Below are 25,269 nucleotides of genomic sequence, written 5' to 3'. Positions count from 1 at the left end.
GAGCGCCCGCTTGGCCCGGAACGATCGAATTTGGCCTCTGAGCTGCGGCATCATCTTTCGTTGATGCGCAATGGTGATCGCGGTCTTTCAGCGTTCCACAGAGAGCAGCGACGGAGCAAGAATTTGCCTGAGCAGCGTTGGCGGCTTTGCCGGTGAGCGACGGTGCCCGAGGCGATCGGGCGTCCGCCGCGGGGATCGCGTCGGTGCTACACCCAACACCTACGCCAAGACTGCTAGCGCCAGCTCGTTCGTCAGCGCGGCAGCACCTGATCCAGTTGGTTCCGGGAGGTGATCGACAACTTCGTGAACACCTTGCGCAGGTGGTACTGCACTGTGTGGGCGCTGATGAAGAGTCGGGTCGCGATCTCCGGATTGGACAGCCCGTCCCGAGCCATTCGAGCAATCTGATTCTCCTGCGCGGTGAGTTCGCTCTGAGCCGGCACGACCCGCTTCCGCGCGGCGCCGCCCGCGGCCCGCAGTTCACGCCCCGCACGTTCAGCGAATCCTGCAATCCCCATCGCCTCGAACATCCCGTGCGCCGACTTCAAATGCTCCCGAGCATCCGTACGCCGACGCTCGCGCCGCAACCACTCCCCGTACAGCAGATGAGCACGAGCAAGGTCAACCTTCAGCCGGGTCTTCTCGAGATGCCCTATCGCCTCCCGATACAAGCGTTCCGCCGTCTCACCCGCGCTCAACAACGCCCGACACCGCGCATGCACGCCAAGAACCCAATCAGTGCCGCTCGCCGAGGCCATCGTCTCGAGCCGCTGGCAGGCGCGATGTGCAGCGTCGATAGCCCCGATCCGCACCGCAGCCTCCACCAGCTCACTCTGAGCCAGCATCATCGAGAGCGCGTCCCGTGGATCCTCGAGCGCCCGCGCTCCGGCATCAGCCGCGTCCTGATACCGGCCAAGACCATTGCCGAGGACTGCGGTCGCCCACTCGGCGAACACGATCCCGATTCCCTCACCCCGACGGCTGCCATCCTGCTTGGTCGCCTCAACCAGCGCGAGAGCCTCGGCCCGATCGCCACGGAAGGCAGCCAACGCCAGCCGCCCATACGGCGCCAGCTTCCCCCCGGTCGCCTCGTTCGCCACCTGAACCTCGTCAGCCAACGCCTCCGCGCCATCCAGGTCCCCGGCGAATACCGACACGTAGGCGAGCGAGGTGAGCGCCAGCGCAACGTTGCTGAGGATCCCAGTCTCCCGGGCAAGCTGAACGTGCCGCCTGGACAGTTGTTCCCAGCGGTCCGCATCCCACAGCCGCAGCGCCGAAGTGGTCGCCATCCACAGCAGCTGCAACTCCTCCTCGACTGTCAGCTCAGTACCGAAGTCGACCAATGCCTCGTGCAACGTCTTCGCCCCCGCCGCATACCCGTCCAGGTAGTACAGCGCCGTGCCGTCGAGCAGCAGATCCGGGGCGCGAAGTACCGAAGGCCGCGGCGCCGCGGCAGCCGCTCGCGCTACGTCAACCACATCGCCACCAGGAGTAGCCAGCCCACCAGCGAAGATCGCCGCCGACAAGGCATCCAGGTACGTCGCTCGCGACAACCCGACGTCGATCGTCTCGAGCCGCTTGGCCGCCTTCAGCATCAACTGCGGCGCGTCGTTACCTCGGTTGGTGACAAACGCGAGCTGCGCGCGAACGAGATCGGCCACAGCTCGCTGGTACTCGGTCAGGTGGCCGGCCTCGGCCACAGCCAACAGATCGGTCGCCGACTCGAAACCTCCCGCCTGAATCTCGGCCTGGGCGGCAGCGAGCGCCCGGTCGGCCCGCTTCGCCAGATCGACCGTCAACGCGGCCGAGCGCTGAAGGAAGGCCGCCGTCGCGGCGTATCCGCTCCGGGCCCGCGCCCGCCCGGCCGACAGTTCAAGCTCCGCAGCGATCTCCTCGTCCGGCCCCGCAGCGCCTTGCGCCCGGTGCCAGGCCCGACGGTCCGGATCGGCCTCTGCGTCGGTCTCTTCGGCGAGAGTCTGGTGGACCTGACGCCGTTCCGCAGCCGGGGCGGAGCAGTATGCCGCCGACCGAACCAGCGGATGGCGAAAACGAATCCGCGTCGCGAACTCCGCGAGCCCCGCCTCGGTCGCCGCAGCGGCGGCCTCGGGCGCGATCCCGAGTCGCACCGCTGTCCGTCGTACCAGGGCATCGTTGCCGGACGGCTCAGCGGCGGCGAGCACGAGTAGCCGCCGCGTCTCGTCCGGCATAGCGGTGACCCGACGGAGGAGGCTCTCCTCGATCCCACCCGCACCCGGCAGACCGAAGCCGCCGGCCAGTTCCGCCGGAGTTAACCCGCGGGGCAACTCCAGCAACGCCAGCGGGTTGCCGTGCGCCTCGGCCACCAGCTGATCCCGCACCTGCGCGTCGATCGGTCCCGTCAGTACAGCGTCCAGCAGCAGATGGGCCGCCGAGTCAGGCAGCCCGCCGATCGCGAACTCCCGCACGCCATCCAGCACCTGACCGACCGACCGCGTGGCGAAGATCAGCCCGACGGACTCGGCCCCCAACCGCCGCGCCACGAACGCGAGGATCTGCGCCGAACACCGGTCGAGCCACTGCTGGTCGTCGACCAGACACACCAGCGGCCGCTGCTCGGCAGCCTTGGACAGCAGACTCAGCACAGCCAGGCCGATCAGAAACATGTCAGGGGGCGGCCCAGCACTGATGCCGAACACCGTCCCTAGCGCCTCCCGCTGCGGCGCGGGCAGCCGATCGAGGAGATCCAACGCCGGTGCACACAACTGGTGCAGACCGGCGAACGCCAGCTCCATTTCCGACTGCACCGCAGAGACCCGGGTGACCTGGCAGTCATGCGCCCGTACAGCGAGGTAGTCGAGCAACTCGGTCTTACCGACCCCGGCTTCCCCGTGCAGGACCAGCGCCCGGCTCTCACCCGACCGCACCGCAGCGATCACCTGGTCGAGGACACCGCACTCCGCCTGGCGGCCGGTCAGTCGCCACCCCTTGGGATCCGTAGGCCCATGCATGAACTCACGCTAACTCTTACCGACGGCTGGCGGAGATGGCTAGCCACTGGTGGATGCAACGCCATCAGGCCTTACGACACGCTCGACCAGTGCGATTCCAACGCCTGGGAGTCGCACCGCACTTGTTCGTGATCCGTAATCACTCCGAAGGACCGCAGATGACCGAGACGCTCAAGGACAAGACCGTGCTCGTCGTCGGGCGCGGCGGCGGGATCGCACGCGCAGTGACGATGGCCGCACGCGGGGCCGGAGCACACGTCGTCACCGCCGGCCGCAGCCAGGAGAGCCTGGCCCAGACCTACGCCGACGAACCGCGGATCAGCACCGAGTACGTCGATCTCACCGACGAGGCGACGATCGCGGCGCTCGCTGAGCGGATCGGGCGCATCGACCACGTCGTCTCCACCGCGTCGGCCCGGGCCCGCGGCACGATCGCCGGCCTGGACCGGGACGCGGTCCGGTTATCGTTCGACACCAAGGTGATCGGTCCGCTGATGGCCAAGCACCTCGCGCCGCAGATCAGTGACGGCGGATCGATCACGATCTTCTCCGGTGTCGCCGCGGCCAAGATCGCGGTCGGCACCTTGGCGGTCGCGATAACCAACGGCGCGGCCGACGTACTGGCCCGGTCGCTCGCGCTGGAGCTCGCACCGATCCGGGTGAACGCCGTCGCCCCCGGGGTCATCGACACCGGCGCGTGGGACGCGCTCGGCGACGAGCGGAAGGCGGACTACTTCCACGACGTCAGTAGCCGCAATCCGGCCCGCCGGATCGGCACGACCGACGACATCGCCGAGGCCGTGGTGTTCGCGATGACCAACACCTTCCTGACCGGTACGACGCTGCGCATCGACGGCGGCGAACCGCTGACCTGATCGGAGTTGTGTGATGGGACTTTCGTGGCAACAGGGCCCACTCGCGACCGGTGCGATCGGTCGCTTCCTGGTTCCCGACCAGCTGCCCGAGCGGCTGCTGTTCGCTGAGCCGCTGCGCCGGCGGATGCGGGTCCGGTTCGGCGACCTGTGGATCGCCGACAGTGAGGACGTCGTACTGCTGCATGAGCCGGCGAGGTATCCGGTCGCGTACTTCCCCCTCGGTGACGTGGTGGCCGACGTACTCGAAGCGGCGGAACGCACGACGCGACACCGCGATCTGGGGACGACGACCTGGTACACGCTGACCGCGGGCGGCAGCAGCAAGGACCGCGCGGCGTGGCAGCACACTGAGCTGCCGGACTATGCGGGCGAGCTGAACGAGCGGGTAGCGTTCGCGTGGCGGGCGATGGACGCGTTTTACGAGGAGGACGAGCGGATCGTCGGTCACGCCGCCGACGCCTACCACCGGATCGACATCCGGCAGACCAGCCGTCACCTTGTCGTCCGGTCGGGCGATCATGTGGTCGCGGACTCCATTCGACCGCTGGCGCTGTTCGAGTCCGGGTTCGCCCCACGCTGGTATGTGCCGCGCGAGGACGTGGCTGAGGACGCGCTGACTCCAGTCGAAGGGCAGACGTTCTGTCCCTACAAGGGACTGTGCAGCTACTACGACATCGGCGACGCTCGCGGTGCCGCGTGGGGCTACGAGGACGCTTGGACCGAGGTTCGGCGGATCTCGGGCATGGTCTCGTTCGAGCCGGACAAAATCGACGTGGAGCTCGACGGACGGCGGCTGCGGCTGGAACCTGGTCAGAGTGTGATCTCACACGGCATCGACCGTGATCTGACCGTCGAGGAGCTGTCTGGATGAACAACGCCACAGTGCTATCGGTGAACGTCGGCCTGCCGATCGGCGTCGCCTGGAACGACAAAACCGTCTACACCGGCGTCTGGAAGGAGCCCGTCAGCGGACCGGTGATGGCCCGGAGGCTGAACCTCGACGGCGATGGGCAGGGCGACACCGCCGGGCACGGTGGTGAGCAACGGGCGGTGCTGGTCTATCAGCTCGACTCGTACCGCTACTGGTCGAAGCACTTCGGTCGGGCCGACTTCGTATACGGGCAGTTCGGCGAGAACCTGACCGTGGACGGGTTGCCGGACGACGAGGTGTGCATCGGGGACCGGTACCGGATCGGCGCGGCCGAGTTCGAGGTGACACAACCACGGGTGACCTGCTACCGGGTCGGCCTGCGGATGGGTGAGCCGGAGCTGCCGGCGCTGCTGGTCAGCCATCATCGGCCCGGGTTCTACTGCCGGGTCATCACGGAAGGTCAGATCGAAGCCGGTGACACGATCGTCAGGACCTCGACCGGTCCTGGCGCGCTGAGCGTCGCCGACACCGACGCCCTGCTCTATCTGCCGGATCGCGACCTCGACTCGGTTCGTCGTGCACTACAGATCCCGGCGCTGAGCCCCGGCTGGCAGGGCTCGTTCCGCGAGCTGCTCGAGGCCGAGAATGGCGCGGGCAGTTTCTCGGCGGCTGGGGCGTCGGTGGCGACGCCGCCCGCTTGGGACGGCTTTCGTCCGCTGCGCGTGACCGATGTGGTCGCGGAGAACGCGACCGTCTCGTCGATCCGCTTGGCCGCCGCGGACGGTCAGGATTTGCCTCCTGCTCGTCCTGGGCAGTACCTGACGTTCCGGCTGCCGGATGCCGGTCAACCGGCCCCGGTGCGCAGCTACTCGCTGTCCTCCGCACCCGGTACCGGCAGCTACCGGATCAGCGTCAAGCACGAGCCAAACGGGGTCGCGAGCGGCTATCTGACCAGTCGGTTGACGGCGGGCGCCGTACTGGAGGTAGCGGCGCCACGTGGTGAGTTTGTGCTCGAAGACGATCCTGGTCCGGTCCTCCTCGTTTCTGCCGGGATCGGGATCACTCCAGTGCTGTCGATGCTGCATGCGCTTGCGGAACAGCGCAGTACTCGCGAGGTCTGGTGGATCCACGCCGCTCGCCAGGCTTCGGACTATGTGTTGGTCGGGGAGGTGCACGGATTGCTGGAGGAGTTGCCGCACGTGCATGAGCACGTCTACTACAGCTCATCCGGTGGGCGGCTCACCAAGGACAAACTCGTCGACTTGGCGCTCCCCCTCGATGCGACGGCGTACCTCTGCGGCCCGATGCCGTTCATGACCGACATGCGCGAGGCACTGACCGCTGTGGGCGTGAACCGGATCCACACCGAGCTGTTCGGCGCGTTGCCGTCGACCAACCCCGGCATCACCGGCCAGACCGCCCGTCCACCGCACCAACCTGCCTCGCCTGGCAACGGTCCACTGGTGACATTTGCCCGCAGCGGCCTCTCCACAGCGAGTGGTGACGGCAGTCTGCTCGACCTAGCCGAGTCCTGCGACGTCCCGACCCGCTGGAGCTGCCGTACCGGCATCTGCCACACCTGCGTGACGCCACTGCTGTCCGGCGAGGTCATGTACTCGCCCGCCCCGGTAGAGCTGCCGGCCGACGGCCAGACGCTGACCTGCTGCGCCCGCCCAACCACCGAACTGGTCCTGGACATGTGATGGATTACAAACTCGAAGTCGTCACTCTGCCCGTCCGCGATGTCGACGCCGCGTTGGCCTTCTATACGTCACTGGGGTTCACGCTCGACGTCGACTACCACCCGCGGGACGGATTCCGCGTCGTCCAGGTCACTCCGCCCGGATCGGCCTGCTCGATCCAGTTCGGTGACGGGTTGACCGATGCCGAACCGGGGTCCGCGCGGGCCAACTACCTCGTCGTCGCGGACCTCGAAGCCGCGCACGCAGAGTTGGTTGCCCGCGGCATCAAGGTCGGCGACATCCGGCACAAGACACCGATCGACACCTGGGCCGGCGACCTCGCGCCCGGCATCGATCCCGGCCGTCGTTCCTACGCGAGTATGGCCGAACTGGCCGACCCGGACGGGAACACCTGGACCCTGCAGGAAGTCCGGCAGCAATGAGCGAGTCGCCAGCAGTCCGGCCCGCGCGCGGGTTGAACCCGCCCGGCATGTCGATGACCGGTCCGGCCACGAGCCCACTGCGGGCGTTCCTGCGCACCGAGGCCGCCAGCGCGTCCGTCCTCGTCGCCGCCATCACGCTCGCGCTGGTCTGGGCAAACCTCATGTGCACGGGGTACGACGCCTTCTGGGCAAAGGAACTGCCGATCCGGATCGGCCGGGCGTCGGCGACCTGGACCTACGCACCTGGGTCAACAACGCGCTGATGACATCCTTCTTCCTGGTCGTCGGGCTCGCGGCACGCCGCGAGTTCGACCTGGGCGAACTCAGAGAACGGCACCGTCTGATCCTGCCCGTCGCGACCGGACTCGCCGGCTGTCGGTACTGATCGTTCAACCACTCCGGGATCGGAGTGCACGGCTGGGGCGCCGCGATGTCGACCGACACTGGTCTGGCACTGGGTGTGCTCGCAGTGGCCGGCAAACAAGTCCCGGATCGGATCCGGACCTTCCTCCTCACGGTGTTCATTGTCGACGATGTCGTCGCGCTGGTGGTCATCGCGTTCGCGTACACCGCCAGGTGCGCCTGACCGGGCTGCTTGTCGCGCTCGCGTCGTACGCCGGACTTCTGGCCAGCAGCAGGTTCCGCCACACCCGATCGCCGACCGGTGTTCGTTGCGCTCGCGGTGATCCTCTGGTGCGGGTTGCTTGCCAGTGGCATCGATCCGGTGGTCGCCGGACTCGCGGTCGGGCTGGCGACTTCGCCGTACGTGCCTCGGCGCTATGCGCTGGAGGAGGCAACCGCGCTGGTCCGGGTGTTCCGGGAGCAGCCGACGCCGGAGCTCGCACAGGCGGCGACCCGAGGGCTGACCGGGACACTGTCGGCGAACGCACGCCTGCAGCACACCTACCATCGGGCCACCAGCTACGCGATCGTTCCTCTGTTCGCGTTGGCGAATGCCGGGATCACCCTCGACCCGGCGCTCTTCAAGGTAACGCCAGTCATGGCCGGCATCTTCCTGGCGTTCGTGGTCGGGACGCCGGTTGCGGTCGCGGCGGCCTCGTGGCTGCTCACTCGGACCAGCCATGGCTCAGTCCGGCCGCCGGTCGGCTGGGCGGGTGTCGTCGGCAGCGGGACGATCGCCGGCGTGCCGTTCACGGTCTCGCTGCTGATCGTCGACCTCGCCTTCACCGAGACGACGCTGGCCGAGGCGAAGCTCGGCGTACTCGCGGCTGCTCTCAGCGCGGCCGCGATCACCCTGGTCTTCTATCGAGTGATCGCGTTGCTGCCGGCCCGCGCGAGGACGCGTGCGCTGCTCGGCACCGGCCGTCAGCTCAGCGATCTCGCTTCGCCGGTCGACCCGGCCCGCGACCACATCCGTGGCCCGGCCGACGCGGGCGGCGTCGCGGGCACTCCGACGTTCTTCATCAACAACCAGCGTCACGACGGACCGCAGGATCTCCCGACCTTGACGGCAGCGATCCGGTTGGCGATCGCGACGGCCATTGCCTAGCGCAACTGAACTGTCCCGGCCGGTCCCGACATGTCGCGGTGAGAGGTGCCTCGCATTCACTGACTCGCAAGACGAGAGTGATCGTTTGGAGCACGGCGCTCACCGCACCGAAACGGCGATGCTGGACGCCGCCGATTTCGGCCGCAACTCCAACGGCCCGGAGTTCGGCGGCATATGGGTAGCGTGCCGGGTTTGCTGGCGTGGGTCGAGTGGTGGAGTTCGGGACCGTCGGTCCAACTCAAGTGGCTTTCGCTGTCACCACTCGGCGACGAGTGGGATCTCCGGTTCGTGCCGGCGCCAGGTGGTGGTGAGACGGGTCAGCCTCTCGGGTGCGGCGATGCCGCGCACTGTGGCGATCTTTCCGTTGGTGATGTCGAACGTCACGGCCCCGACGATTTGCTGGTCGACCACGAAGAGGATCGCGGGCCCGCCGTTGACCTCTGCGTAGTGGATCGCAGGTGTACCGCCGGCGAAGCGGCGTTTTGCAGGGGTGGGTTTGAATCCGCCGCGGACGATCGCTGCAATGCGCTGTGGTGTGTCGTACTGCAGTAGGGTCTCGGTCAGGCCGGCGCCGTCGGATATTGCCGTGGCGTTGTCGGTGAGAAGTGCCACCAGGCGCTCAGTGCGTCCTGAGGAGGCGGCGGCGAGGAATTCCTCGACGATGCTGCGGGCAGATGCGCGATTGACTTGTCGGCCGCGGTGAGGTGCGCTGGTGATGCGGTGCCGGGCGCGGTGGAGGTGCTGCTGGCTGGCGGACTCGGTGATTTCGAGGATCCCGGCTACCTCGGCGTGGCTGTAGGAGAAGGCTTCGCGGAGGACGTAGACGGCTCGTTCGACGGGTGTCAGGCGTTCCAGCAAGGTCAGCACGGCCAGCGAGACCGACTCGCGCTGCTCGAAGGTGTCGGCCGGGCCGAGCATCGGGTCGCCGTCGAGGAGCGGTTCGGGCAGCCAGTTGCCAGCGGTACGTTCGCGGCGGTGCTGCGCCGAGCGAAGCCGGTCGAGGCACAGGTTGGTGACGACCTTGGTCAGCCACGCTTCCGGCACCTTGACCAGTTCCCGATCGGTCGCCTGCCAGTGCAGGAACGCGTCCTGTACCGCGTCTTCGGCATCGACCGCCGAACCGAGTAGACGATAGGCCAACGAGGCCAGCCGGTTCCGGCTGGCCTCGAACCGATCGATGGCGATGCTGTCCATGAACGGTGACTCTAGTGGCGGTCAGGCGATCTCAGCCGGTGTATCCGGCCTGCGTACGGCGGTCGGCGTGCGCGGCGCGGCGGTGACCCGGTGCTTGCGCTTGGGCATGCAGAAGGTCGGATGCGAGGTGGCCCACAGCGACGCCTTGACGATGCCGGACTTGATGATCGCGGCGTTACGGCCGCCGGTGTGCTTCGGCTTCGCCGCTCCTTCGTCGTCGACCATCTGCACGATTCCGTCGCGCCGGCCGAGACTGATGTGGTTGCCGTAGTACAGCAGCTTGGTCTGGCGTACATCGCGGCCGATGAGTCGGGCGACGATCGCTTCGATCGCCTGCGTTCCGGTGTAGCCGGCTGATGCGCAGGACATCGGCAGCGGTCGTCCGTTGTCGCCGATGGCGTAGGCGGCGTCGCCGATCGCGTAGATACCTGGGTGTGACACCGATTGCATGGTGCGATCGACGACGATCCGGCCGTCGTCGGTAGCGTCTACTCCGGCCTCGGCGGCGATCGGATCGACCGCGAACCCGGCCGTCCAGACGGTCGCGTCGGAGGCCACGACGGTTCCGTCGGCGCAGAGCACTCGTTCGGGCTCGACGGCTTCCACGCTGGTGTGTTGGAGCACGGCGACCTCGAGCCGGTCACAGACCCGGCGCAGGTGCTTGCGCGCACCGGTCGAGAGCCTGGCGCCGAGTTCGCCGCGGGCGATCAGTGTCACCGACAGTCCGGGTCGGGACTCGGCGATCTCGGTGGCGCTCTCGATGCCGGTCAGCCCGTCGCCGATGACCAGGACGCTCCCACCTCCGGTTCGCTCGTCCAGCTTGTCCAGGCGCTCGCGCAGGCGTAACGCGGAGGGGCGGCTGGCGATGTCGAAGGCGTGCTCCGCGGCGCCGGGAAGGCCGCTGTTGTCGCCGTGGCTGCCGAGCGCGTAGACCAGCGTGTCGTATCCGAGCTCGCCGCCACCGTCGGCGTCGGCGACGATGGCAACCTGGCGCTCGGCGTCGACGGCGGTGACGCGGGCCAGCCGTAGCTGGATCTCGGTGCCGGCGAAGACCTCGGTGAGCTGCGGATTCTCGATCTTCTGCCCGGCCGCGAGCTGGTGGAGCCGCAGCCGCTGGACGAAGTCCGGCACAGCGTTGACGACGGTGATCTCGGTGTCGGCCCGGGACAGCCGACGGGCCAGCGTCCGGCCACGAAGGCTCCTGCGTAGCCGGCGCCGAGGACCACGATTCGGTGCTTCATGTGGTGCTCCTGACGGTTCGGTTGCTCTTGTGGGGTTGAGCGGGACAGCGCTCCGATTGCTGACAGGAACAAGGTGTGGCCTGAGCCACAGCACCGACCGCGTGACCTGCGCCACATGCTGTCAGGACTCGCAGGGCTGTGGCGTCTGGTGTTCGAGGTCGCTCGGAGGGACACAAACGCCATGGTCGGGGAGATCCCCGTTGTCGCCATCGACGGCGGGCCGGCGACGGCTCTGTACGTCGACGCGGAGTTCGACGTCGCGGTGCATGTCGGGGACACCCGGATCACCGGCCTCTACTACGTCCGCAACCCGCTGAAGCTGACCTATATCGACTCCCAAACCCGCACACACCGCGGTGAGCGCGGTTCAGGACCACTCAGATCGAGGAGCAGACATGACCCCGAGGGCACCGCTCGCCGTCACTTCGCGTCCGTCACCATGGCCGAAGGTGGCCGGCGCAGTAGTCCTTCTCACGGCGATCACCGGCATGTTGCTGATCGCGTTCGCCTGGCCATCGGCACGGTCTTCGCTTCACGATGTGCCGATCGCTGTAGCCGGGCCGACGAGTGCGGTCGGGCAAGTTCGTGCCGCACTGGACCAGCGTGTACCAGGTGGTTTCGACATCACCGAGGTCACCGACACGGCGGCGGCGGAGCAACTCATCCGCGATCGGGAGGTGTACGGCGCGATCGATCTCAGCGCCGGCATCCCGCAAGTGATCGTTGCCTCCGCCGGCAGCACGGCCGTCGCCCAGACCCTGCAGAGCATGGCGGCCGGCCTGGCTCAGGCGGGGAAGCCCGCGGCACCGTCCGGTGTGCGTGACATCGCCGCGCTGCCGGCAGACGACCCTCGCGGTGCCGGCCTTTCCGCAGGCGCGATGCCATTGGTGATGGGCAGTCTGCTGGGCGCAGTACTGCTGACCAGACTTGTTCGCGGCAGCGGCCGTCGCATCACCGGAGCACTCGGCTACTCGGTCTGCGGTGGTCTCGCTGTGGCAGCGATTCTGCAGTTCTGGTTCGGGTCGCCGAGCGCGGACTATCTGGCCAACACCGGCGCTGTCGCCTACACCATCGCAGCGACGTCCCTGACCATCCTCGGCCTGGAATCGCTGCTCGGGTTCGCCGGAATCGGCATCGGTGCCGTCGTGATGATGCTCGTCGGCAATCCGCTCTCAGGTACATCGACTGCACCCGAGATGCTGCCAGGTTGGTCCGGCGTACTCGGGCAACTCATGCCTCCGGGCGCCGGCGGCCGGCTGCTGCGTTCCACCGCCTTCTTCGAAGGCCGTGGCATCGCCCAAGCCGTCACCGTGCTGGCCGTCTGGGTCGCGCTCGGCGCAGGGCTGTGCCTGATCGGCGGTCTTCGCGCCCGCAGTACCCCGGAACTCAGGTCACCCTCAAACGAAGCAGTCGCAGCATGACAGCTCATCGCCTGCCCACCCGTCGCCTACCCCGCTGACCTACACGCTGCCGGCCGGAACATGTTCGAAGACGAACCGGGACGGTTCGGTCTGACGCTGTTCCTCGCGGACCGGGCCTTCTGGCTCTCAGCTCACCTGCACTCTGGAGGCGCGGCAGTACGCCGGGGGCAAATGCAGTCCCTCACGGGGACAGCCAGGGGTTGCACCTGGGGTTCTGACGGACGCGTCCGCCGATCGATGAACGGGAGACTCCAGACCGGGCCCGCTGACGCGGCCACGATCAACACGAGGAGAACCCCACACATGTCTCTACTGCAACCAGGCGATCCCTTTCCTGACCTCTCGTTCCCGGTTCCCGGCGGCGACAAGGTGACCGTCCCAGAGGTCTTCGCCGGCGGCTTCGGCGTGATGCTGTTCTACCGTGGTTCCTGGTGCCCGTACTGCAACGCCCAGTTGCGCGGGTTCCAGCGCGCAAGTAGCACGCTGGAGGAGCTCGGCGTCGGGGTGGCGGCGCTGTCGGTCGACGACGAGGCCACAACCGCCGAGCTGATCGCCAGGCACAAGCTCACCTTCCCGGTGGGCTTCGGGGCTGATGCCGGAGCAGTGGCCGAGCTCACCGGAGCCTTCGTGAACTCGGATCCGGCCTACCTGCAGTCCACAGGCTTCGTCCTGGATCCCGACGGCGAGGTGATCGTGAGCGTCTACTCCAGTGGAGCAATCGGCCGCCTGGTACCCGACGACGTCGTCGGCCTCGTTCGCTATCTCCGCGAGCCCGCCGGCCACTGACCGGCGAACCGCCGCGGCCCGTTCGGGACACACCATCTCGAACAGGCCGCGGCGAAGCTGTCCGTCGACGTTCCGTTGCCGTTCAGCCGTTCAGCCGCTCCTCGGTGGAGGTGGAGAAGAGGTGCAGCTTGTCGGGGTCCGGCGCCAGATGGACGACCGTGCCCTTGTCGTTGTGCAGCCGGGTGCCGACCCGGGCGATGATCTGGTCACTGGTGTGCTCGGCGGTCCCGTACAGGAACGCGTCCGACCCCAGCTCCTCGATCACCGACACCTTCACCGGCAGACCGTCGTCCGCGAGGTGCAGCGCCTCCGGACGCACGCCGAGCGTCAGCGTCTTGTCGTCACCGGCCTTGGCCAGTACGTCGCGCGCGATCGGGACCACGTAGTCGCCGACCTTCGCACCGCCTTCCACGATCTCGGCCTCGATCAGGTTCATCGCGGGCGATCCGATGAAGCCGGCCACGAACTTGTTCCGCGGCCGGTCGTACAGGTTCAGCGGGGTGTCGACCTGCTGCAACACGCCATCGCGAAGGACGGCGACCCGGTCGCCCATCGTCATCGCCTCGATCTGGTCGTGGGTGACGTAGACGGTGGTGACACCGAGCCGGTGCTGCAGCTCGGCGATCTGGGTGCGGGTCTGGACCCGCAGCTTGGCGTCGAGGTTCGACAGCGGCTCGTCCATCAAGAAGACCTGCGGGTCACGCACGATCGCGCGACCCATCGCGACGCGCTGGCGCTGACCACCGGACAGGGCCTTCGGCTTACGGTCCAGGTACTCCTCCAGACCGAGCAGCTTCGCGGCTTCCAGCACTCGCTTGGCGCGGTCGTCCTTGTGGATGCCCTGCATCTTCAGGGCGAAGCCCATGTTGTCGGCCACCGACATGTGCGGGTACAGCGCATAGTTCTGGAACACCATCGCGATATCGCGCTCCTTCGGCGGGGCGTTCGTGACGTCCCGGTCGCCGATGAAGATCGCGCCCTCGTTCACCTCTTCGAGCCCGGCCAGCATCCGCAGCGCCGTCGACTTCCCGGACCCGGACGGCCCGACGAGCACCATGAACTCGCCGTCGGAGATATCCAGGTCGAGCTTGTCCACCGCCGCGAGGTCGGTGCCCGGGTAGACCCGGGTAGCTCCCTTGAACGAGACAGTTGCCATGTCGCGCTTCCTTTCCTTCGCCGGCAGGAACGTGCCGGACGATCCGTAGCAAAGGCCCCGGCGGACCGGCCGTCAGACCACCCGCCCCGGCCTGTCCGTCGGGTACGAACTGCTATCTCTCGTAACGCCCGTCGAACCGGTTGCCGCGGTCGTCTGACTTCCACGAGTCGCTCATCGGCCCCTCCTTTGCTCGACCACGAACCCCAGCTTGCCCAGGACTCTGACCGCACCGGTCTTTCCGCCCTCGAAGTCCACCGGGGCGAGCTTGGTCCCGGTGGCGTGCTCGTACGCGGCACCGAGAATCGCCTTCGGCGGGTACCGGAGCTCCTCCCACACCAGGTCGTACGTCGTCGTCGGACCGAAGCCGTGCGCCGCGAAGAAGCCGTCGGCCCCCAGCCGCCGGTAGTCCTCCATCGCGATGATCACGTCGGCACGCGTCACCGGAGTCCAATCGATCGAGTGCGTCATCCAGCCCTCCAACAATTCACTTCACCTACCGGCACAGATGTTCTAATTGCGGCCGGCCATCACACCGCCGTCGACATTCAGGATCGTGCCCGTTACCCAGCTGGCGTCGTCCGAGAGCAGATAGGTGATGGCCGATGCGACATCCTCGGCCGAGCCGACGCGGCCCAACGGGTGGAAGCCGTTGAAGCTCTCGATCGTTGCCTCGATCTGTTCCGGTGGGACGAATGCCTGGTAGATGGGCGTCGCGACCACTGCCGGCGCGACGGCGTTGACACGGATCTGCTGGGCACCGAGCTCGAGAGCCAAGTTGTGGGTCAGTGCGTGCAGCGCCGCCTTGCCCATGGAGTAGGCACTGGAAGGAGTCGCCGCGATGGCCTGGTGAGCCCACATGCTCCCTATGTTGACGATCGCGCCGCCACGGCCGGCTGCCACCATCCCTCGCGCCACTGTTTGTGTCAGGAAGAAGATGGCTCGGGTCAGCTCGAGATAGGAGTCGTAGTCGGTGCCTTCGTGGTCGAGGAACGGCTTCGGCACGAAGACACCGGCGGCGTTGACAAGCAGGGTCGCGTCGGAGTGGTCGGTAGCCAACTGGTGCTGAAGCGCGGCGACCTGATCACGGTCCGTCAGATCGGCCGCGATGCCCCATGCGCTGCCGTCAGCGGACAGCGCCATCACGGTCTCGTCGACGTGTTCCTTGTTCCGGCCGACGATGACGGCTGAACCGCCGCACCGCACGACATCGATGGCGGTCTGCCGCCCCATCCCGCTACTTCCTCCGATGGCGATGAGCTTGCGCCCCTCGAAGTTGTGCGTCATCAGCGTTCTCCGTTCCGTTTCATCTGGTGTCCAGGGACGGCCGACATAGGCAGAGCGACTCTGCGGCCGAGAAAGTCGTGGATCATTGCGGCCACTTCGGCTCCGGCGCTCTCGAGTAGGAAATGCCCACCGTCGAGCAGGTGGATCTCGGCGTCGACGGCGTCGTGTGCGAAGGCCTCAGCGCCGGCCGGGCCGAAGATCTCGTCGCCACGGCCCCAGACGGCCAGCACCGGGACGCCGCTCGAGCGCAGATACTCGTGCAGGCGTGGGTACATGGGCGCGTTTGTCGAGTAGTCGCGGAACAAGGCCAGCTGAATCTCGTCGTTGCCGGGCCTCGCGAGGAGGTTGTAGTCGTGATGCCAGGTGTCCGGGCTCACGAGCGTTTCATCGGCCACACCAGTCAGGTACTGCCAGCGCGTAACCTCGAGAGTCAACGCCTGCCTGATGGCCGCCTCGGTGTCCGCCGTCTGCTCTCGCTGGTAGTTCCAGACCGTCCGCCAGAACCCTTCCACGAAGCCGGCGTCGTAACCGTTTCCGTTCTGCGTGATGATTCCCGTGATCGCATCCGGAGCACGCAAGGCCAGGCGCCAGCCGATCGGCGCTCCATAATCCTGCACGTAGAGCGTGTAATGCTCGACGCCCAACTCACGCAGCAGACCGGACGTCAGATCGGCGAGCGCATCGAACGTGTAGTCGAACTCCGCTGCCGGAGGAGCATCCGACAAACCGAACCCGAGGTGATCCGGCGCAATGACTCGATAATGCTCGCCGAGCACCGGAATCAGATTGCGAAACATGAACGAGCTGCTCGGGAACCCGTGCAGGAGAACGACGGCAGGTGCGTCCCGGGAGCCGGCCTCCCGGTAGAACAGTTTTCGTCCGTCGACGTCCGCGTATCGGTGATGGACAGATGTCATTTCGGGTTCTCCTCGCTCTCCTTGGACGGTCGCCGGCCGGCCTCCACGGGGCACGACCTACGCCGACCCGATATCTCAAGATGTCCGCCCTCGATGAGGGCCTTCCGCAACTTCCGCCGGGCGTCGAACATCGCCTTGTACAGAGCGTTCTGCGTGCAGCCGAGCTGCCCGGCCGCGTGGCTCATCGGCGTCCCCTGAACGGCGACTGCCTCGAAGACCGTCCGCTGCCGCTCGGTGAGCCTGCCGGTACAGGCTCTCCGCACTGCGCGAAGCAGGTCGTGTGCCTCTGCCTGTTCCTCGGGGACCAGTCCGCCGTCCGGTAGCCGGGCCCATTTGTCCGGGTCGACGCTGACTGCGCAGCGTTGCCAGAAGTGCCGGTTGATCTTCGAGGACACCGCGCGCGCGACGAACCTGTACGCCCACGTCGTGAAGCGGCAGTCGCCCCGGAAGGTGTCCACCTTTCGACAGATCGTCATGGTCGCGTCAGCCGCAGCCTGGTGCGCGATGTCGTCCAGTTCGGGACCTTCCAGCTGCAGGCGTGCTCCATGCCTGCGCGCCTCCGCGTATCCGAACTTGACCAGAATCGGATAGAGCCTCTCGACGCCCGCGTCCCGCTCTGCCGTGCCGGCCGTCAACGCACTCACCCACAGAGCGTTCTCTGCGGCGATGGCCGCTGCGTTCACTTCCTGCTGTGCGAGTGCCATGTCGAGCCCTTCCTGATGAGCTGGGCCCTTGCAGGCCCACTTCTCCACCATGCAGCGGGCTCTCTTCTATTCGCCTCCGGCGATACCCCGGTCGGCCTCCCCAGATCTACGCGGTTCGACCCGTAGATCACCCCAGGGGCCGCCGACGAAGCTCCTGCACGGATGACGCACGCGGACGGGCAATGCACCGCTCCTGGACGGAGAGGCATAGAGGATGAGGTCCTCGTACTCGGCGTGCGCGCGAATGAACGCGCTAACGAACCCGCACGATGGCGTCACGGTGCCGTCCGCACTACGGATGGCGTCGAGAGCAGCAGCCAGCAGCGCACCTGCAACACCTCTGCTGCGCCGCGAAGGCAGCACGAAGGTGTACCGAAGGTCGAAGTGCCGACCTGACCGAGCATAGGCAAGTATCCCGATAGTTTCTCCGCCCGCGACCGCCTCGAACTGAGAAGAGATCGAGTTGATCAGCACGTTGACCGAGTCCCTGGGCGCGTTGTCAGTGGTCATGGTCACGGCGCTCTGCTTCTGCCACGGTCAGCTCGGCGGCCGGATCGATCTCGAGGCGCTCGTCAGGAATGAAGACACCGCTTTCGATCGACATGCGGTACGTACCTTCGTCCAGCCTCTTCTCAGCCCGCGACAGCGCGTCCAGCCGTTCCAGTAAGGCCGACTGGACGGCTAGATCGACCTCCTCGTGCTCCAGAGGCTGTGCACCATCGGTGTCGCCGTCGCCGGCCTCCTGCTCGGCCACGTTGTCGTCCATGCGTGCGACGGCAGTGCTCCTGAGCAACTCGCTGATCCGCTCGCGCTCCGCCACGATCAATTCTCTGGCCCGTTCGAGGTCCATGCCGTCCTCCTGTGTCTTGTCCGTTCGGTGCTCGACGCGCTCCCTCACCGCCCGGCGAGATAACCGTTCACGTACTCGCGGACGTGCAGGCGTGCTCGAGCGAGGTCTCGTTGAAGCTGAGCGGGTTCGCGATCGAGCAACCCGCCGGCCGTCTGGAGCGAATGGCCTTCGATGTCGACCAGGTACAACGCGTCGCCCAGATCCTGGGGCAGTGCGTCGAGGGCTGCGTCCACGACGGCGTACAACTCAGAGGTTTCCACCTCGGCTTCCGGACCCAGGAGCCTGGTGATCGTAGGCCACGCACTCGGCGGGCTCGGCCACTCGCCTCGGTCAGGACCGTCGCCGTAGAGGTCGGGGAGCAGGAGTTCCGCACGATCTGCGTCCGGGTCGAGCGCGTCGAGCTCGGCCAGCTCCCGGAGGGACCCGTAACCACCCGGATCGGGCGGAAGGTCGGACTCCGCGAGATCGGCTGCGTTGTGCGTGTGATGACGCGCCAGGCTGTCGGCCCACGCGCCGGCGTCGACATCATCCTGTTGCTGGTGGTCGGCGATCCGCTGCAGCAGGTATGTGACAAGTTTGTCCCGGCCAGGAACATCCTCGGGTGCCGCGCTGAGGAAGTGCTCCCAGGTCTCTTGCACCAGGTCTTCGGCGTGCTCCGGGTCTGCTGCGCGCGCGAGGGCCGCGAGAGTCCGCTGGCTTCTTCCGAATGCCGATGATTGGTCGGTGCCCGTGCCCTCCCGCCGACCCGCCGCGGCACCTGCCCGTTCGGTCTCTTGCGTTACGGTCCGGACACCGAGCACGGCAGCGGTCGTCGCCAGTTGGCCGACGTGGGCTGCGCAGTCGCGGCATCGTTGAAGGTGCTGGGCTACTTCGAGCACGTCCTCAGGTGGCAGATAGCCGTCCAGGGCCAGGCTTCCATAGCGCGCAACGTTTCTGCAGTCAGCCAATTCGTCGTCGGCGGCGGAGGCCCGATGACCTTCCCGACGCCGCCTCCCTTCGAGTGCGGGTTCATCGTCGAGAGGTTCGTGTCCGCGAACGCCCAAGTTCTTTCCGAGCACACTCAGCCTTGCGATCAGGTCTCCGACCAGCGGATCAGGCTCACCGCGGTCCTCGCGTCAGGGAATACCCGAGGCGCCACACCGGTCGACGAGCAACGAGTTACGGCCCACTTACAGGCACCGTTCGAGCGCTCGCGGGGCAGTTCTTCACCACGGTGATCGGCTCATCCGAAATCCCCTGATCCTTGATCGCCGTGATCAGCGACCTGCTAGGCATCCCGGCGGCCCTGCGGACCGGGTTCCGCGAGTCCGTCGACCGGATCTGGGACACGACGAACACCGCGGACCACGCGAGTCCCGAAACACGACCGATCCGCCACTTCAACGGCCTTCGTGGCCATCACCAGCGAATCAGATGGAGATGCCGCGTTCGGTCGCGATGCGCGCCAGCTCGACGCGCGACCGGATCCGCAGCTTGCCGAACACGTGCCGCAGGTGGGAGTTGACTGTGTACGGCGACAGGAAGAGTCGCTCGGCGACCTCACGGTTCGTTGCTCCTCGGGCGACCAGGCTCACCACCGCGAACTCGGACTCGGTCAGCTCCTGCCATTGCGGTGCCGAACGGCGGCCGCGGGCAGCCGGTCGGACTCCCCGGATGCGCAGCAGACTGCGCACCCGCGAGGCGTCCCGCTGGGCCCCCGCGGCGGTATACAACTCGAGTGAGGACTCCAGCAGCGGCACCGCTTCCGGCGTACGAGACTCCGGAAGCAGCCGCCCGGCGTCCTCCAGCACCGAAGCGACCACCAGGGAGCGGGGATCACCGTTGCTCCTGGCAACAGCTAGGAGCGCGGTGTCCGCGTCGGAGTCCAGCACCGCACGGGCATGCATGACAGCGCAGTCGAGAAACGGGAAGTCCGGCTGCCGGGCGGCGAACCGCTCGAGGTTGGCGACGACCGACACAGCATCGACGCGCCTGTCGGCCGCCAGCAGGATGCGCGTCAGAATCGCGACATCGGCGTACATTCGCGGGCTGCTCGTGCTGAGCGCGCCGCCGGCCAATGGGTCGAGCATCTCGACTCCGATAGGCGCGATCTGCTGAAGATCGCCGTCCGCGTCGGCCACCAGGGCCATCAACCAACCGCCGAGCCACTGCGCGGACGGGCAGCCTCGTGCTTCCAGGAGCTGCCTCGCCGACTGGCGCGCGTGCACGAGTTCGGCCGGGTCACCGGCATGCAGCGCGACTCGTCCCAGGATATAGAGACACAGCTGGTTGAGGTTTCCGGAGCTCCCGTCGGCCGTGATCTCGTCCGCCATCTCGATGGCGGCCTCGGCGTCGGAACGAGCATCGGCCAACTGCCCGGCGGCGTACATCGCGCGGCAGCGGATCATCGACCAGTTCCGGAGGTGGGACTCCACGCCCTCCCGCTGAGCGTCGCGCATCCCGGCGTCGATCAGCGCGAACGACTCCTGGAGACGGGACAGCCGGATGTACATGATGGCGATCCAGTTGTCCAGGTGCCAGATCTTCACAGCCACGGCAACCTGGTCGTCACTCTGCCGGGCTGCCGCTTCGTCGAGAAGATCGAGAGCCTGCCGCCAGGCGCCTCGCGTGAGCAGCAGCGCGGAGCGCGGGAACAGGGTGATCACCTCGCTCGCCGGATCGCCGCTTGCTCTGGCTAGCTCGGTGGCGACCGCGGTGGCCTCCTCGGCTCCCGCGATGTCACCGAGGAGGTCGAGCGCCAGCGCCAGATTGATCTGCAGATGAATCCGCAGCGTCACTGGCAAACGGGGCAGCTCCAACGCCCGGCGACACTGCTCGACACTGTCGGCCAGCCCGTACTGGGTCAGCAGGATCGCGATCCGCAGCCTGGCCTCGGCCTCGATCTCGGGCTCGGTCAGGTCGCGGGCGCCGGCCGTGATCAACCGCATTGCCTCGGCGGCTTTGCCGGCGAACACGAAGTAGGTGAGAGTCTCCGCGGTCAGCGCGGCGCGGTCCGGGTCCCCGGGCGGCGTCAGCTCCAGCGCACGTCCGCTGAGCCTACCGGCCACAGCGGCGACACCTTTCCCGTCTCGATGGCCGCTCTACGCAGAATCGCGGTCGCCTCGGTGTCGCCGGGCGTCGCTGACTTCAGCACCAGTTCCGCGACATCCGCAGGCGAGGCCCCGTGTCCCAGCATCACGTCGACGGCCTGACGGCGCAGGCTCTGACGAACCGTCGCGGGCAAGGCGGCCTCGACCGCCTCGCGGACGAGGTCGTGACGAAAGGCGACCCTGTCACCGTCTTCGGTCACGAAGCCGGAGGCCAGTGCCTGGCGCAGCGCAGCGAAGACCGCCGCCGGCGACCGTCCGGTGAGCGTCGCGAGCTCGGCAGCCGAGAACCGACGACCCCGAACCGACGCCATCTGCACCGCGTCGCGTGTGCTGCGCGACAGCCGAGCCAACTGCTCGCCGATCGAATCGACGAATCGCAGCGGTATCTGCGTACCAGTACGCCGAACGTGCCCGCCGACCACTTCGACGAGACCCTCCTCCCGCAGTCCACGCGACAGCTCGGTCAGCAGGAACGGGTGACCCTGGACCCTCTCGAGGACCTGCAGTAGCCCGTCGTCAGGAGTCCCGCCGAGCAGATCCGTCGCAAGCTCGATCACCGCGGCATCGCTCAACGGCCCGAGGGCGATCGTCAGGGCCCCGGCGGCCTCAAGCCTGGACAGCATCGTGTGAGCCGCTCCGGACAGATCCTCCGACCGCGCGCACAGCACCCACAGCACCGGGTAACTGGCCAGCTGGCGGGTGAGCGCGGCCAGCGCGGCGAGCGTCGCCTCGTCGGCCCACTGGACATCATCGATCGAGATCAGCACCGGAGTTTCGAGCGCGACACGTTCGATCGCTTCCTGGAGTTCGCGCAGCAACCAGAACCTCTGGTCCGGAGACTGCGAGAGTTCGCGCAGCACGGCTGGGTCCACCGGAGCACCGGGGCCGTGCACCAGAGCCTGAAGCAGCGGTGCGAGTGGAATCGCGTGCCCGGCGATGTCGCAAACACTCCGGAACACCGTGACCCCGGTACCGGCGGCCTCCACCACCGAATCCAGCAGAACCGTCTTTCCCATCCCGGCAAGTCCGGTGACGACGACGGTGTCGCCCGCACCCGCGCGCACGGCGTCGAGCCGTTCGTGCAGGACCTCGATCTCCGCCTTGCGTCCCCGCAAACGGATCGCAGGCGCAAGCTCGCCGACGCCACGGCCGTTCTCTTTCACCTGCCCGCTCCCCTTCTCGAGTACCCGCAATTTTGGCATCCGTGCGACGTCAAGATCGCTCATTCGGGTGATGCGCCCCGAGAAGGCCGTCCAGCAGCCTTGCCACATGTCCGGTAAATCCCACCGCCCTTACGGCTGGCGAACGAGACCACCAAATCGGCGTTCAGGGGTTAGATCGGGGTCGAAGTCAGGTTACTGTCGCAGGGTTTCGAGGAGTTGGGAGATGACTACGGCGACGGTCACGCCGGCAACTGGCAACGAGCAGGCAGACAGGTCAGGTTCCAATGGCTGACAGGTACGGCGCCGGAATGCGACTGCCCGCTGATCTGTCGAGATGGCGGCGCGCAGCAGAGCTGGTCGGGCGGCGGGCGGAGTGCTCCTTCCTCGATCGGTTGATCGCGACTGTGCGTTCGGGTAACAGCCAGGCGTTGGTGGTGCACGGAGAGCCCGGCGTCGGCAAAACCGCCTTGATCGAGTACCTGGCTGTACAGGCGCTGGGGTACCGACTGGTCCGCAGCGGTGGAGTCCAGTCGGAGATGGAGTTGCCGTTCGCGGGACTGCACCAGCTGTGCGCTCCGTTGCTCGAGCGGCTCGACGACCTCCCTGAGCCACAGGCCGGAGCATTGCGTACGGCGTTCGGCCTCGAGTCGGGGCCACCGCCGGACCGGTTCCTGGTTGGTTTGGCAACACTGAGCTTGCTCTCGGTGACCGCGGAGGATCAGCCGCTGTTGTGCCTGGTCGATGACTATCAGTGGCTCGACGGCGCCTCGGCACAGGTCATCGCGTTCGTCGCGAGGCGGTTGGACACGGAGTCAGTGGCTCTGGTTGTGGCGACACGATCGCTGGGTGAGGAGCTCGCGGGTCTGCCTGAGCTGCAGGTCAGCGGGTTGCCGGTGGCCGATGCCGGTGCGCTGCTGGACAGCGTGCTGACCGGTCCGGTCGATGCCGCGGTGCGTGACCAGTTGGTCGCCGAGACCCGGGGCAATCCATTGGCGTTGCTGGAGCTGCCACGGGAGTTCACCGCTGCCCAACTGGCCGGAGGGTTCGGACTGCCCGCGGGCGGGCCACTGTCGGGACGGATCGAAGAAAGCTTCGCCCGCCGCGCCGCCGCTCTCGACGAATCGGCCGGCCAGTTGCTGCTGGTCGCAGCCGCTGACCCCTCAGGAGATTCCGCGCTGGTCTGGCGCGCGGCCACCACGCTCGGCATTGACTCCTCGGCCGCAAACCCCGCGGTCGAAACAGGTCTGCTCGAACTCGGCGCCCGAGTTCGGTTCCGCCATCCCCTGGCCCGCTCAGGCATCTACCACTCCGCCACGTTGCACCAACGCCAGCAGGTCCACGACGCCCTGGCCCAGGCCACCGATCCCCACGTCGACCCAGATCGGCGCGCCTGGCACCAGGCCCAAGCAGCCGCCGGCCCCGACGAACACATCGCCGCCGAACTCGAACGCTCCGCCGGCCGCGCCCGCGCCCGCGGCGGACTCCCGGCGGCGGCCGCCTTCCTGCTGCGCGCCGCCACTCTCACCCTCGACCCCGGACACCGCGCCACCCGCGCTCTATCGGCCGCCGAAACCCAGCTTCAAGCAGGCTCCTACGACGCTGCCTACGACCTGCTGACCATGGCCGAGGCAGGTCCTCTCACCGACCACCAACGCGCCCACACCGATCTCATCCGCGCCCACCTCGCGTTCGTCACCAACCGCGGCAAGGACGCGCCACCCCTGCTCCTACGTGCCGCGAAACACCTCCAGCACATCGACCCTCAACTCTCCCGAACTACCTACCTCGACGCACTCTCAGCCGCGATCTTCGCCGGCCGTCTGGCCACCCCCGGCGGCGACGTAGTGGCAGTTGCGCAGGCAGCCGGTACCGCACCGCCTGCGGCCGCGCCCCGTGTGCCCGATCTTCTGCTCGCCGGCACAGCGGCCAATCTCAACGACGGCTACGCGGCGTCCTTGCCGACGTTGCGCGAGGCATTACGCCAGGTCGACGCATCGAAGCCGGCCGAGGAGGAACTCCGGTGGCTGTGGCTCGCCTGTACGAGCGCGCTGCGCGTCTGGGACGACGAACGATGGGACGTGCTGTCGGCCCGGCATCTCAAGCTCGCCCGGGAGGCTGGTGCGCTCAGCGAGCTGCCGTTGGCCCTGACGTCGCGCGCCTACCTGCTGCTTTTCCAAGGCAAGCTCGATGCCGCGGAAGCGATGGCCGACGAGGAACAGGCCATCAAGGAGTCGGCGGGAACCGCGCTGGCGCCGTACATCGCACTGGGGTTGGCAGCCTTCCGTGGCGGCGAGGACCGGATGGCCGAGTTGCACGGCGCGATCGTGCCTGGCGTGACGCAACGCGGCGAGGGGGTCGGGATCACGTTCGCCGAATGGGCGAGAGCCCTGCTGTACAACAGCCTCCGCCGGTATAGCGACGCAATGTGCGCTGCGCAGCGAGCCACCGAGTACCTCGCTGACCTCGGATCCCTGATCTGGCCGCTGGTGGAGCTCGTCGAAGCCGCGGTACGCAGTGAGGACCACGATGCGGCTGTCGACGCCTATAACCGCCTCGCCGAGATGACCGCCGCGAGTGGAACGGATTGGGCCTTGGGGCTGCAGGCCCGCTGCCGGGCGTTGCTGAGCAACGACGACGTGGCCGAGAACTTGTTCCGCGAATCGATCGAGCGGCTGGACCGGACCATGCTGCGGGTGGACCTGGCCAGGGCTCACCTCCTGTACGGCGAATGGCTTCGCCGCGAGCGACGCCACAACCAAGCCCGCGAACAGCTCCGCACCGCCCACACCATGTTCGGAACCATGGGCCTGACGGCGTTCACCGAGCGCACCGCCCACGAACTGCGTGCCGCCGGCGGCGCGGCCAGCAAACGCGTCGACGCCAGCAGGTACGACGACCTCACCGCCCAGGAAGCCCAGATCGCCCGAATGGCCCGCGACGGCCTCTCGAATCCCGAGATTGCCGGCCGCCTCTTCATCAGCCCACACACCGTCCAGTACCACCTCCGCAAGGTCTACACGAAGCTCGGCGTCACCTCCCGCAAGCAACTCGAGCTCGTCCTTCGGCCGAGCCACGGCACTTGACCGGGGCCGGCAC

Annotated in this window: 21 protein-coding genes and 1 pseudogene; 9 read left to right on the top strand and 13 right to left on the bottom strand. The window is 67.4% G+C overall.

Annotated features, from left to right (window positions below; genetic code table 11):
* Positions 1-251 precede the first annotated feature (251 nt).
* Positions 252-2,987: an AAA family ATPase gene (locus AB0E63_RS30195; protein ID WP_360373745.1), complete on the bottom strand. Its 2,736-nt coding sequence runs from the start codon at positions 2,985-2,987 to the stop codon at positions 252-254.
* 158 nt (positions 2,988-3,145) lie between these two features.
* Between AB0E63_RS30195 and AB0E63_RS30190 the strand changes: the two genes are divergently transcribed.
* The 6 genes and pseudogenes from AB0E63_RS30190 to AB0E63_RS30165 all read left to right on the top strand — a co-directional run bounded on the left by AB0E63_RS30190 (position 3,146) and on the right by AB0E63_RS30165 (position 8,368).
* Positions 3,146-3,862: an SDR family oxidoreductase gene (locus tag AB0E63_RS30190; RefSeq protein ID WP_360373742.1), complete on the top strand. Its 717-nt coding sequence runs from the start codon at positions 3,146-3,148 to the stop codon at positions 3,860-3,862.
* A 13-nt stretch (positions 3,863-3,875) separates the two neighbouring features.
* On the top strand, positions 3,876-4,733 hold the full coding sequence (locus tag AB0E63_RS30185; protein WP_360373739.1) for a DUF427 domain-containing protein: 858 nt from the start codon (positions 3,876-3,878) through the stop codon (positions 4,731-4,733).
* The gene (locus AB0E63_RS30180; RefSeq protein WP_360373736.1) at positions 4,730-6,436 is read left to right on the top strand and encodes an MOSC and FAD-binding oxidoreductase domain-containing protein; all 1,707 of its coding nucleotides are present in this window, start codon (positions 4,730-4,732) and stop codon (positions 6,434-6,436) included. Before AB0E63_RS30185 ends, AB0E63_RS30180 begins: the two co-directional genes overlap by 4 nt.
* The gene (locus tag AB0E63_RS30175; protein WP_360373733.1) at positions 6,436-6,858 is read left to right on the top strand and encodes a VOC family protein; all 423 of its coding nucleotides are present in this window, start codon (positions 6,436-6,438) and stop codon (positions 6,856-6,858) included. Before AB0E63_RS30180 ends, AB0E63_RS30175 begins: the two co-directional genes overlap by 1 nt.
* The gene (locus AB0E63_RS30170) at positions 6,855-7,121 is read left to right on the top strand and encodes a Na+/H+ antiporter NhaA (RefSeq protein WP_360373730.1); all 267 of its coding nucleotides are present in this window, start codon (positions 6,855-6,857) and stop codon (positions 7,119-7,121) included. The genes AB0E63_RS30175 and AB0E63_RS30170 overlap by 4 nt, the downstream gene beginning before the upstream one ends.
* Positions 7,121-8,368 (top strand): annotated as a pseudogene (locus AB0E63_RS30165) (Na+/H+ antiporter NhaA). Before AB0E63_RS30170 ends, AB0E63_RS30165 begins: the two are co-directional and overlap by 1 nt.
* A gap of 255 nt (positions 8,369-8,623) precedes the next feature.
* Here the strand turns inward: AB0E63_RS30165 and AB0E63_RS30160 are convergent.
* Positions 8,624-9,562 (bottom strand): sigma-70 family RNA polymerase sigma factor, encoded by a 939-nt coding sequence (locus AB0E63_RS30160; protein ID WP_360373727.1) that lies wholly within the window; start codon positions 9,560-9,562, stop codon positions 8,624-8,626.
* Between the two features lie 21 nt (positions 9,563-9,583).
* Entirely contained in the window at positions 9,584-10,897 is a 1,314-nt protein-coding gene (locus AB0E63_RS30155) for an FAD-dependent oxidoreductase (protein ID WP_360373724.1), read from the bottom strand.
* Positions 10,898-11,198: 301 nt separating this feature from the next.
* Between AB0E63_RS30155 and AB0E63_RS30150 the strand changes: the two genes are divergently transcribed.
* Positions 11,199-12,224 carry a hypothetical protein gene (locus AB0E63_RS30150; RefSeq protein ID WP_360373721.1) on the top strand — a complete coding sequence of 342 codons (1,026 nt, stop codon included), beginning with the start codon at positions 11,199-11,201 and terminating at the stop codon, positions 12,222-12,224.
* Between the two features lie 303 nt (positions 12,225-12,527).
* Positions 12,528-13,010: a peroxiredoxin family protein gene (locus AB0E63_RS30145; RefSeq protein WP_360373718.1), complete on the top strand. Its 483-nt coding sequence runs from the start codon at positions 12,528-12,530 to the stop codon at positions 13,008-13,010.
* Between the two features lie 82 nt (positions 13,011-13,092).
* On the opposite strand, the gene ugpC is transcribed toward AB0E63_RS30145, so the two are convergent.
* The 10 genes from ugpC to AB0E63_RS30095 all read right to left on the bottom strand — a co-directional run bounded on the left by ugpC (position 13,093) and on the right by AB0E63_RS30095 (position 22,173).
* Complete coding sequence (ugpC, locus tag AB0E63_RS30140; protein WP_360373715.1) at positions 13,093-14,166, bottom strand: sn-glycerol-3-phosphate ABC transporter ATP-binding protein UgpC; 1,074 nt, start codon at positions 14,164-14,166, stop codon at positions 13,093-13,095.
* A gap of 171 nt (positions 14,167-14,337) precedes the next feature.
* Positions 14,338-14,634 (bottom strand): hypothetical protein, encoded by a 297-nt coding sequence (locus tag AB0E63_RS30135; RefSeq protein ID WP_360373712.1) that lies wholly within the window; start codon positions 14,632-14,634, stop codon positions 14,338-14,340.
* A gap of 42 nt (positions 14,635-14,676) precedes the next feature.
* Entirely contained in the window at positions 14,677-15,450 is a 774-nt protein-coding gene (locus tag AB0E63_RS30130; protein WP_360373709.1) for an SDR family oxidoreductase, read from the bottom strand.
* Entirely contained in the window at positions 15,450-16,367 is a 918-nt protein-coding gene (locus AB0E63_RS30125; protein WP_360373706.1) for an alpha/beta fold hydrolase, read from the bottom strand. Before AB0E63_RS30125 ends, AB0E63_RS30130 begins: the two co-directional genes overlap by 1 nt.
* Positions 16,364-17,071 (bottom strand): sigma-70 family RNA polymerase sigma factor, encoded by a 708-nt coding sequence (locus tag AB0E63_RS30120; protein ID WP_360373703.1) that lies wholly within the window; start codon positions 17,069-17,071, stop codon positions 16,364-16,366. Before AB0E63_RS30120 ends, AB0E63_RS30125 begins: the two co-directional genes overlap by 4 nt.
* Positions 17,072-17,137: 66 nt before the next feature.
* Positions 17,138-17,581 (bottom strand): N-acetyltransferase, encoded by a 444-nt coding sequence (locus tag AB0E63_RS30115; protein WP_360373807.1) that lies wholly within the window; start codon positions 17,579-17,581, stop codon positions 17,138-17,140.
* Entirely contained in the window at positions 17,571-17,921 is a 351-nt protein-coding gene (locus AB0E63_RS30110) for a hypothetical protein (protein ID WP_360373700.1), read from the bottom strand. Before AB0E63_RS30110 ends, AB0E63_RS30115 begins: the two co-directional genes overlap by 11 nt.
* A gap of 44 nt (positions 17,922-17,965) precedes the next feature.
* Positions 17,966-18,559 carry a hypothetical protein gene (locus AB0E63_RS30105; protein ID WP_360373697.1) on the bottom strand — a complete coding sequence of 198 codons (594 nt, stop codon included), beginning with the start codon at positions 18,557-18,559 and terminating at the stop codon, positions 17,966-17,968.
* A gap of 771 nt (positions 18,560-19,330) precedes the next feature.
* Positions 19,331-20,968 (bottom strand): LuxR C-terminal-related transcriptional regulator, encoded by a 1,638-nt coding sequence (locus tag AB0E63_RS30100; RefSeq protein ID WP_360373695.1) that lies wholly within the window; start codon positions 20,966-20,968, stop codon positions 19,331-19,333.
* Positions 20,932-22,173 (bottom strand): AAA family ATPase, encoded by a 1,242-nt coding sequence (locus AB0E63_RS30095; RefSeq protein WP_360373692.1) that lies wholly within the window; start codon positions 22,171-22,173, stop codon positions 20,932-20,934. The genes AB0E63_RS30100 and AB0E63_RS30095 overlap by 37 nt, the downstream gene beginning before the upstream one ends.
* Positions 22,174-22,457: 284 nt before the next feature.
* Between AB0E63_RS30095 and AB0E63_RS30090 the strand changes: the two genes are divergently transcribed.
* Positions 22,458-25,256 carry an AAA family ATPase gene (locus AB0E63_RS30090; protein ID WP_360373689.1) on the top strand — a complete coding sequence of 933 codons (2,799 nt, stop codon included), beginning with the start codon at positions 22,458-22,460 and terminating at the stop codon, positions 25,254-25,256.
* The last annotated feature ends 13 nt before the right edge of the window (positions 25,257-25,269 follow it).

Source organism: Kribbella sp. NPDC026596 (genome assembly GCF_040638415.1).
In the GTDB taxonomy this organism is placed as follows: domain Bacteria; phylum Actinomycetota; class Actinomycetes; order Propionibacteriales; family Kribbellaceae; genus Kribbella.
This window is presented reverse-complemented; position numbering and strand designations above follow the sequence as displayed.

Bases quoted from the DNA above. Each gene is read 5' to 3' on its own strand.
- AB0E63_RS30125 (WP_360373706.1), bottom strand. From the start codon at position 16,367: ATGACATCTGTCCATCACCGATACGCGGACGTCGACGGACGAAAACTG.
- AB0E63_RS30145 (WP_360373718.1), top strand. From the start codon at position 12,528: ATGTCTCTACTGCAACCAGGCGATCCCTTTCCTGACCTCTCGTTCCCG.
- AB0E63_RS30190 (WP_360373742.1), top strand. From the start codon at position 3,146: ATGACCGAGACGCTCAAGGACAAGACCGTGCTCGTCGTCGGGCGCGGC.
- AB0E63_RS30090 (WP_360373689.1), top strand. From the start codon at position 22,458: ATGGCTGACAGGTACGGCGCCGGAATGCGACTGCCCGCTGATCTGTCG.
- AB0E63_RS30170 (WP_360373730.1), top strand. From the start codon at position 6,855: ATGAGCGAGTCGCCAGCAGTCCGGCCCGCGCGCGGGTTGAACCCGCCC.
- AB0E63_RS30175 (WP_360373733.1), top strand. From the start codon at position 6,436: ATGGATTACAAACTCGAAGTCGTCACTCTGCCCGTCCGCGATGTCGAC.
- AB0E63_RS30110 (WP_360373700.1), bottom strand. From the start codon at position 17,921: ATGGACCTCGAACGGGCCAGAGAATTGATCGTGGCGGAGCGCGAGCGG.
- ugpC (WP_360373715.1), bottom strand. From the start codon at position 14,166: ATGGCAACTGTCTCGTTCAAGGGAGCTACCCGGGTCTACCCGGGCACC.
- AB0E63_RS30115 (WP_360373807.1), bottom strand. From the start codon at position 17,581: ATGACCACTGACAACGCGCCCAGGGACTCGGTCAACGTGCTGATCAAC.
- AB0E63_RS30180 (WP_360373736.1), top strand. From the start codon at position 4,730: ATGAACAACGCCACAGTGCTATCGGTGAACGTCGGCCTGCCGATCGGC.
- AB0E63_RS30185 (WP_360373739.1), top strand. From the start codon at position 3,876: ATGGGACTTTCGTGGCAACAGGGCCCACTCGCGACCGGTGCGATCGGT.
- AB0E63_RS30135 (WP_360373712.1), bottom strand. From the start codon at position 14,634: ATGACGCACTCGATCGATTGGACTCCGGTGACGCGTGCCGACGTGATC.
- AB0E63_RS30130 (WP_360373709.1), bottom strand. From the start codon at position 15,450: ATGACGCACAACTTCGAGGGGCGCAAGCTCATCGCCATCGGAGGAAGT.
- AB0E63_RS30160 (WP_360373727.1), bottom strand. From the start codon at position 9,562: ATGGACAGCATCGCCATCGATCGGTTCGAGGCCAGCCGGAACCGGCTG.
- AB0E63_RS30195 (WP_360373745.1), bottom strand. From the start codon at position 2,987: ATGCATGGGCCTACGGATCCCAAGGGGTGGCGACTGACCGGCCGCCAG.
- AB0E63_RS30150 (WP_360373721.1), top strand. From the start codon at position 11,199: ATGACCCCGAGGGCACCGCTCGCCGTCACTTCGCGTCCGTCACCATGG.
- AB0E63_RS30120 (WP_360373703.1), bottom strand. From the start codon at position 17,071: ATGGCACTCGCACAGCAGGAAGTGAACGCAGCGGCCATCGCCGCAGAG.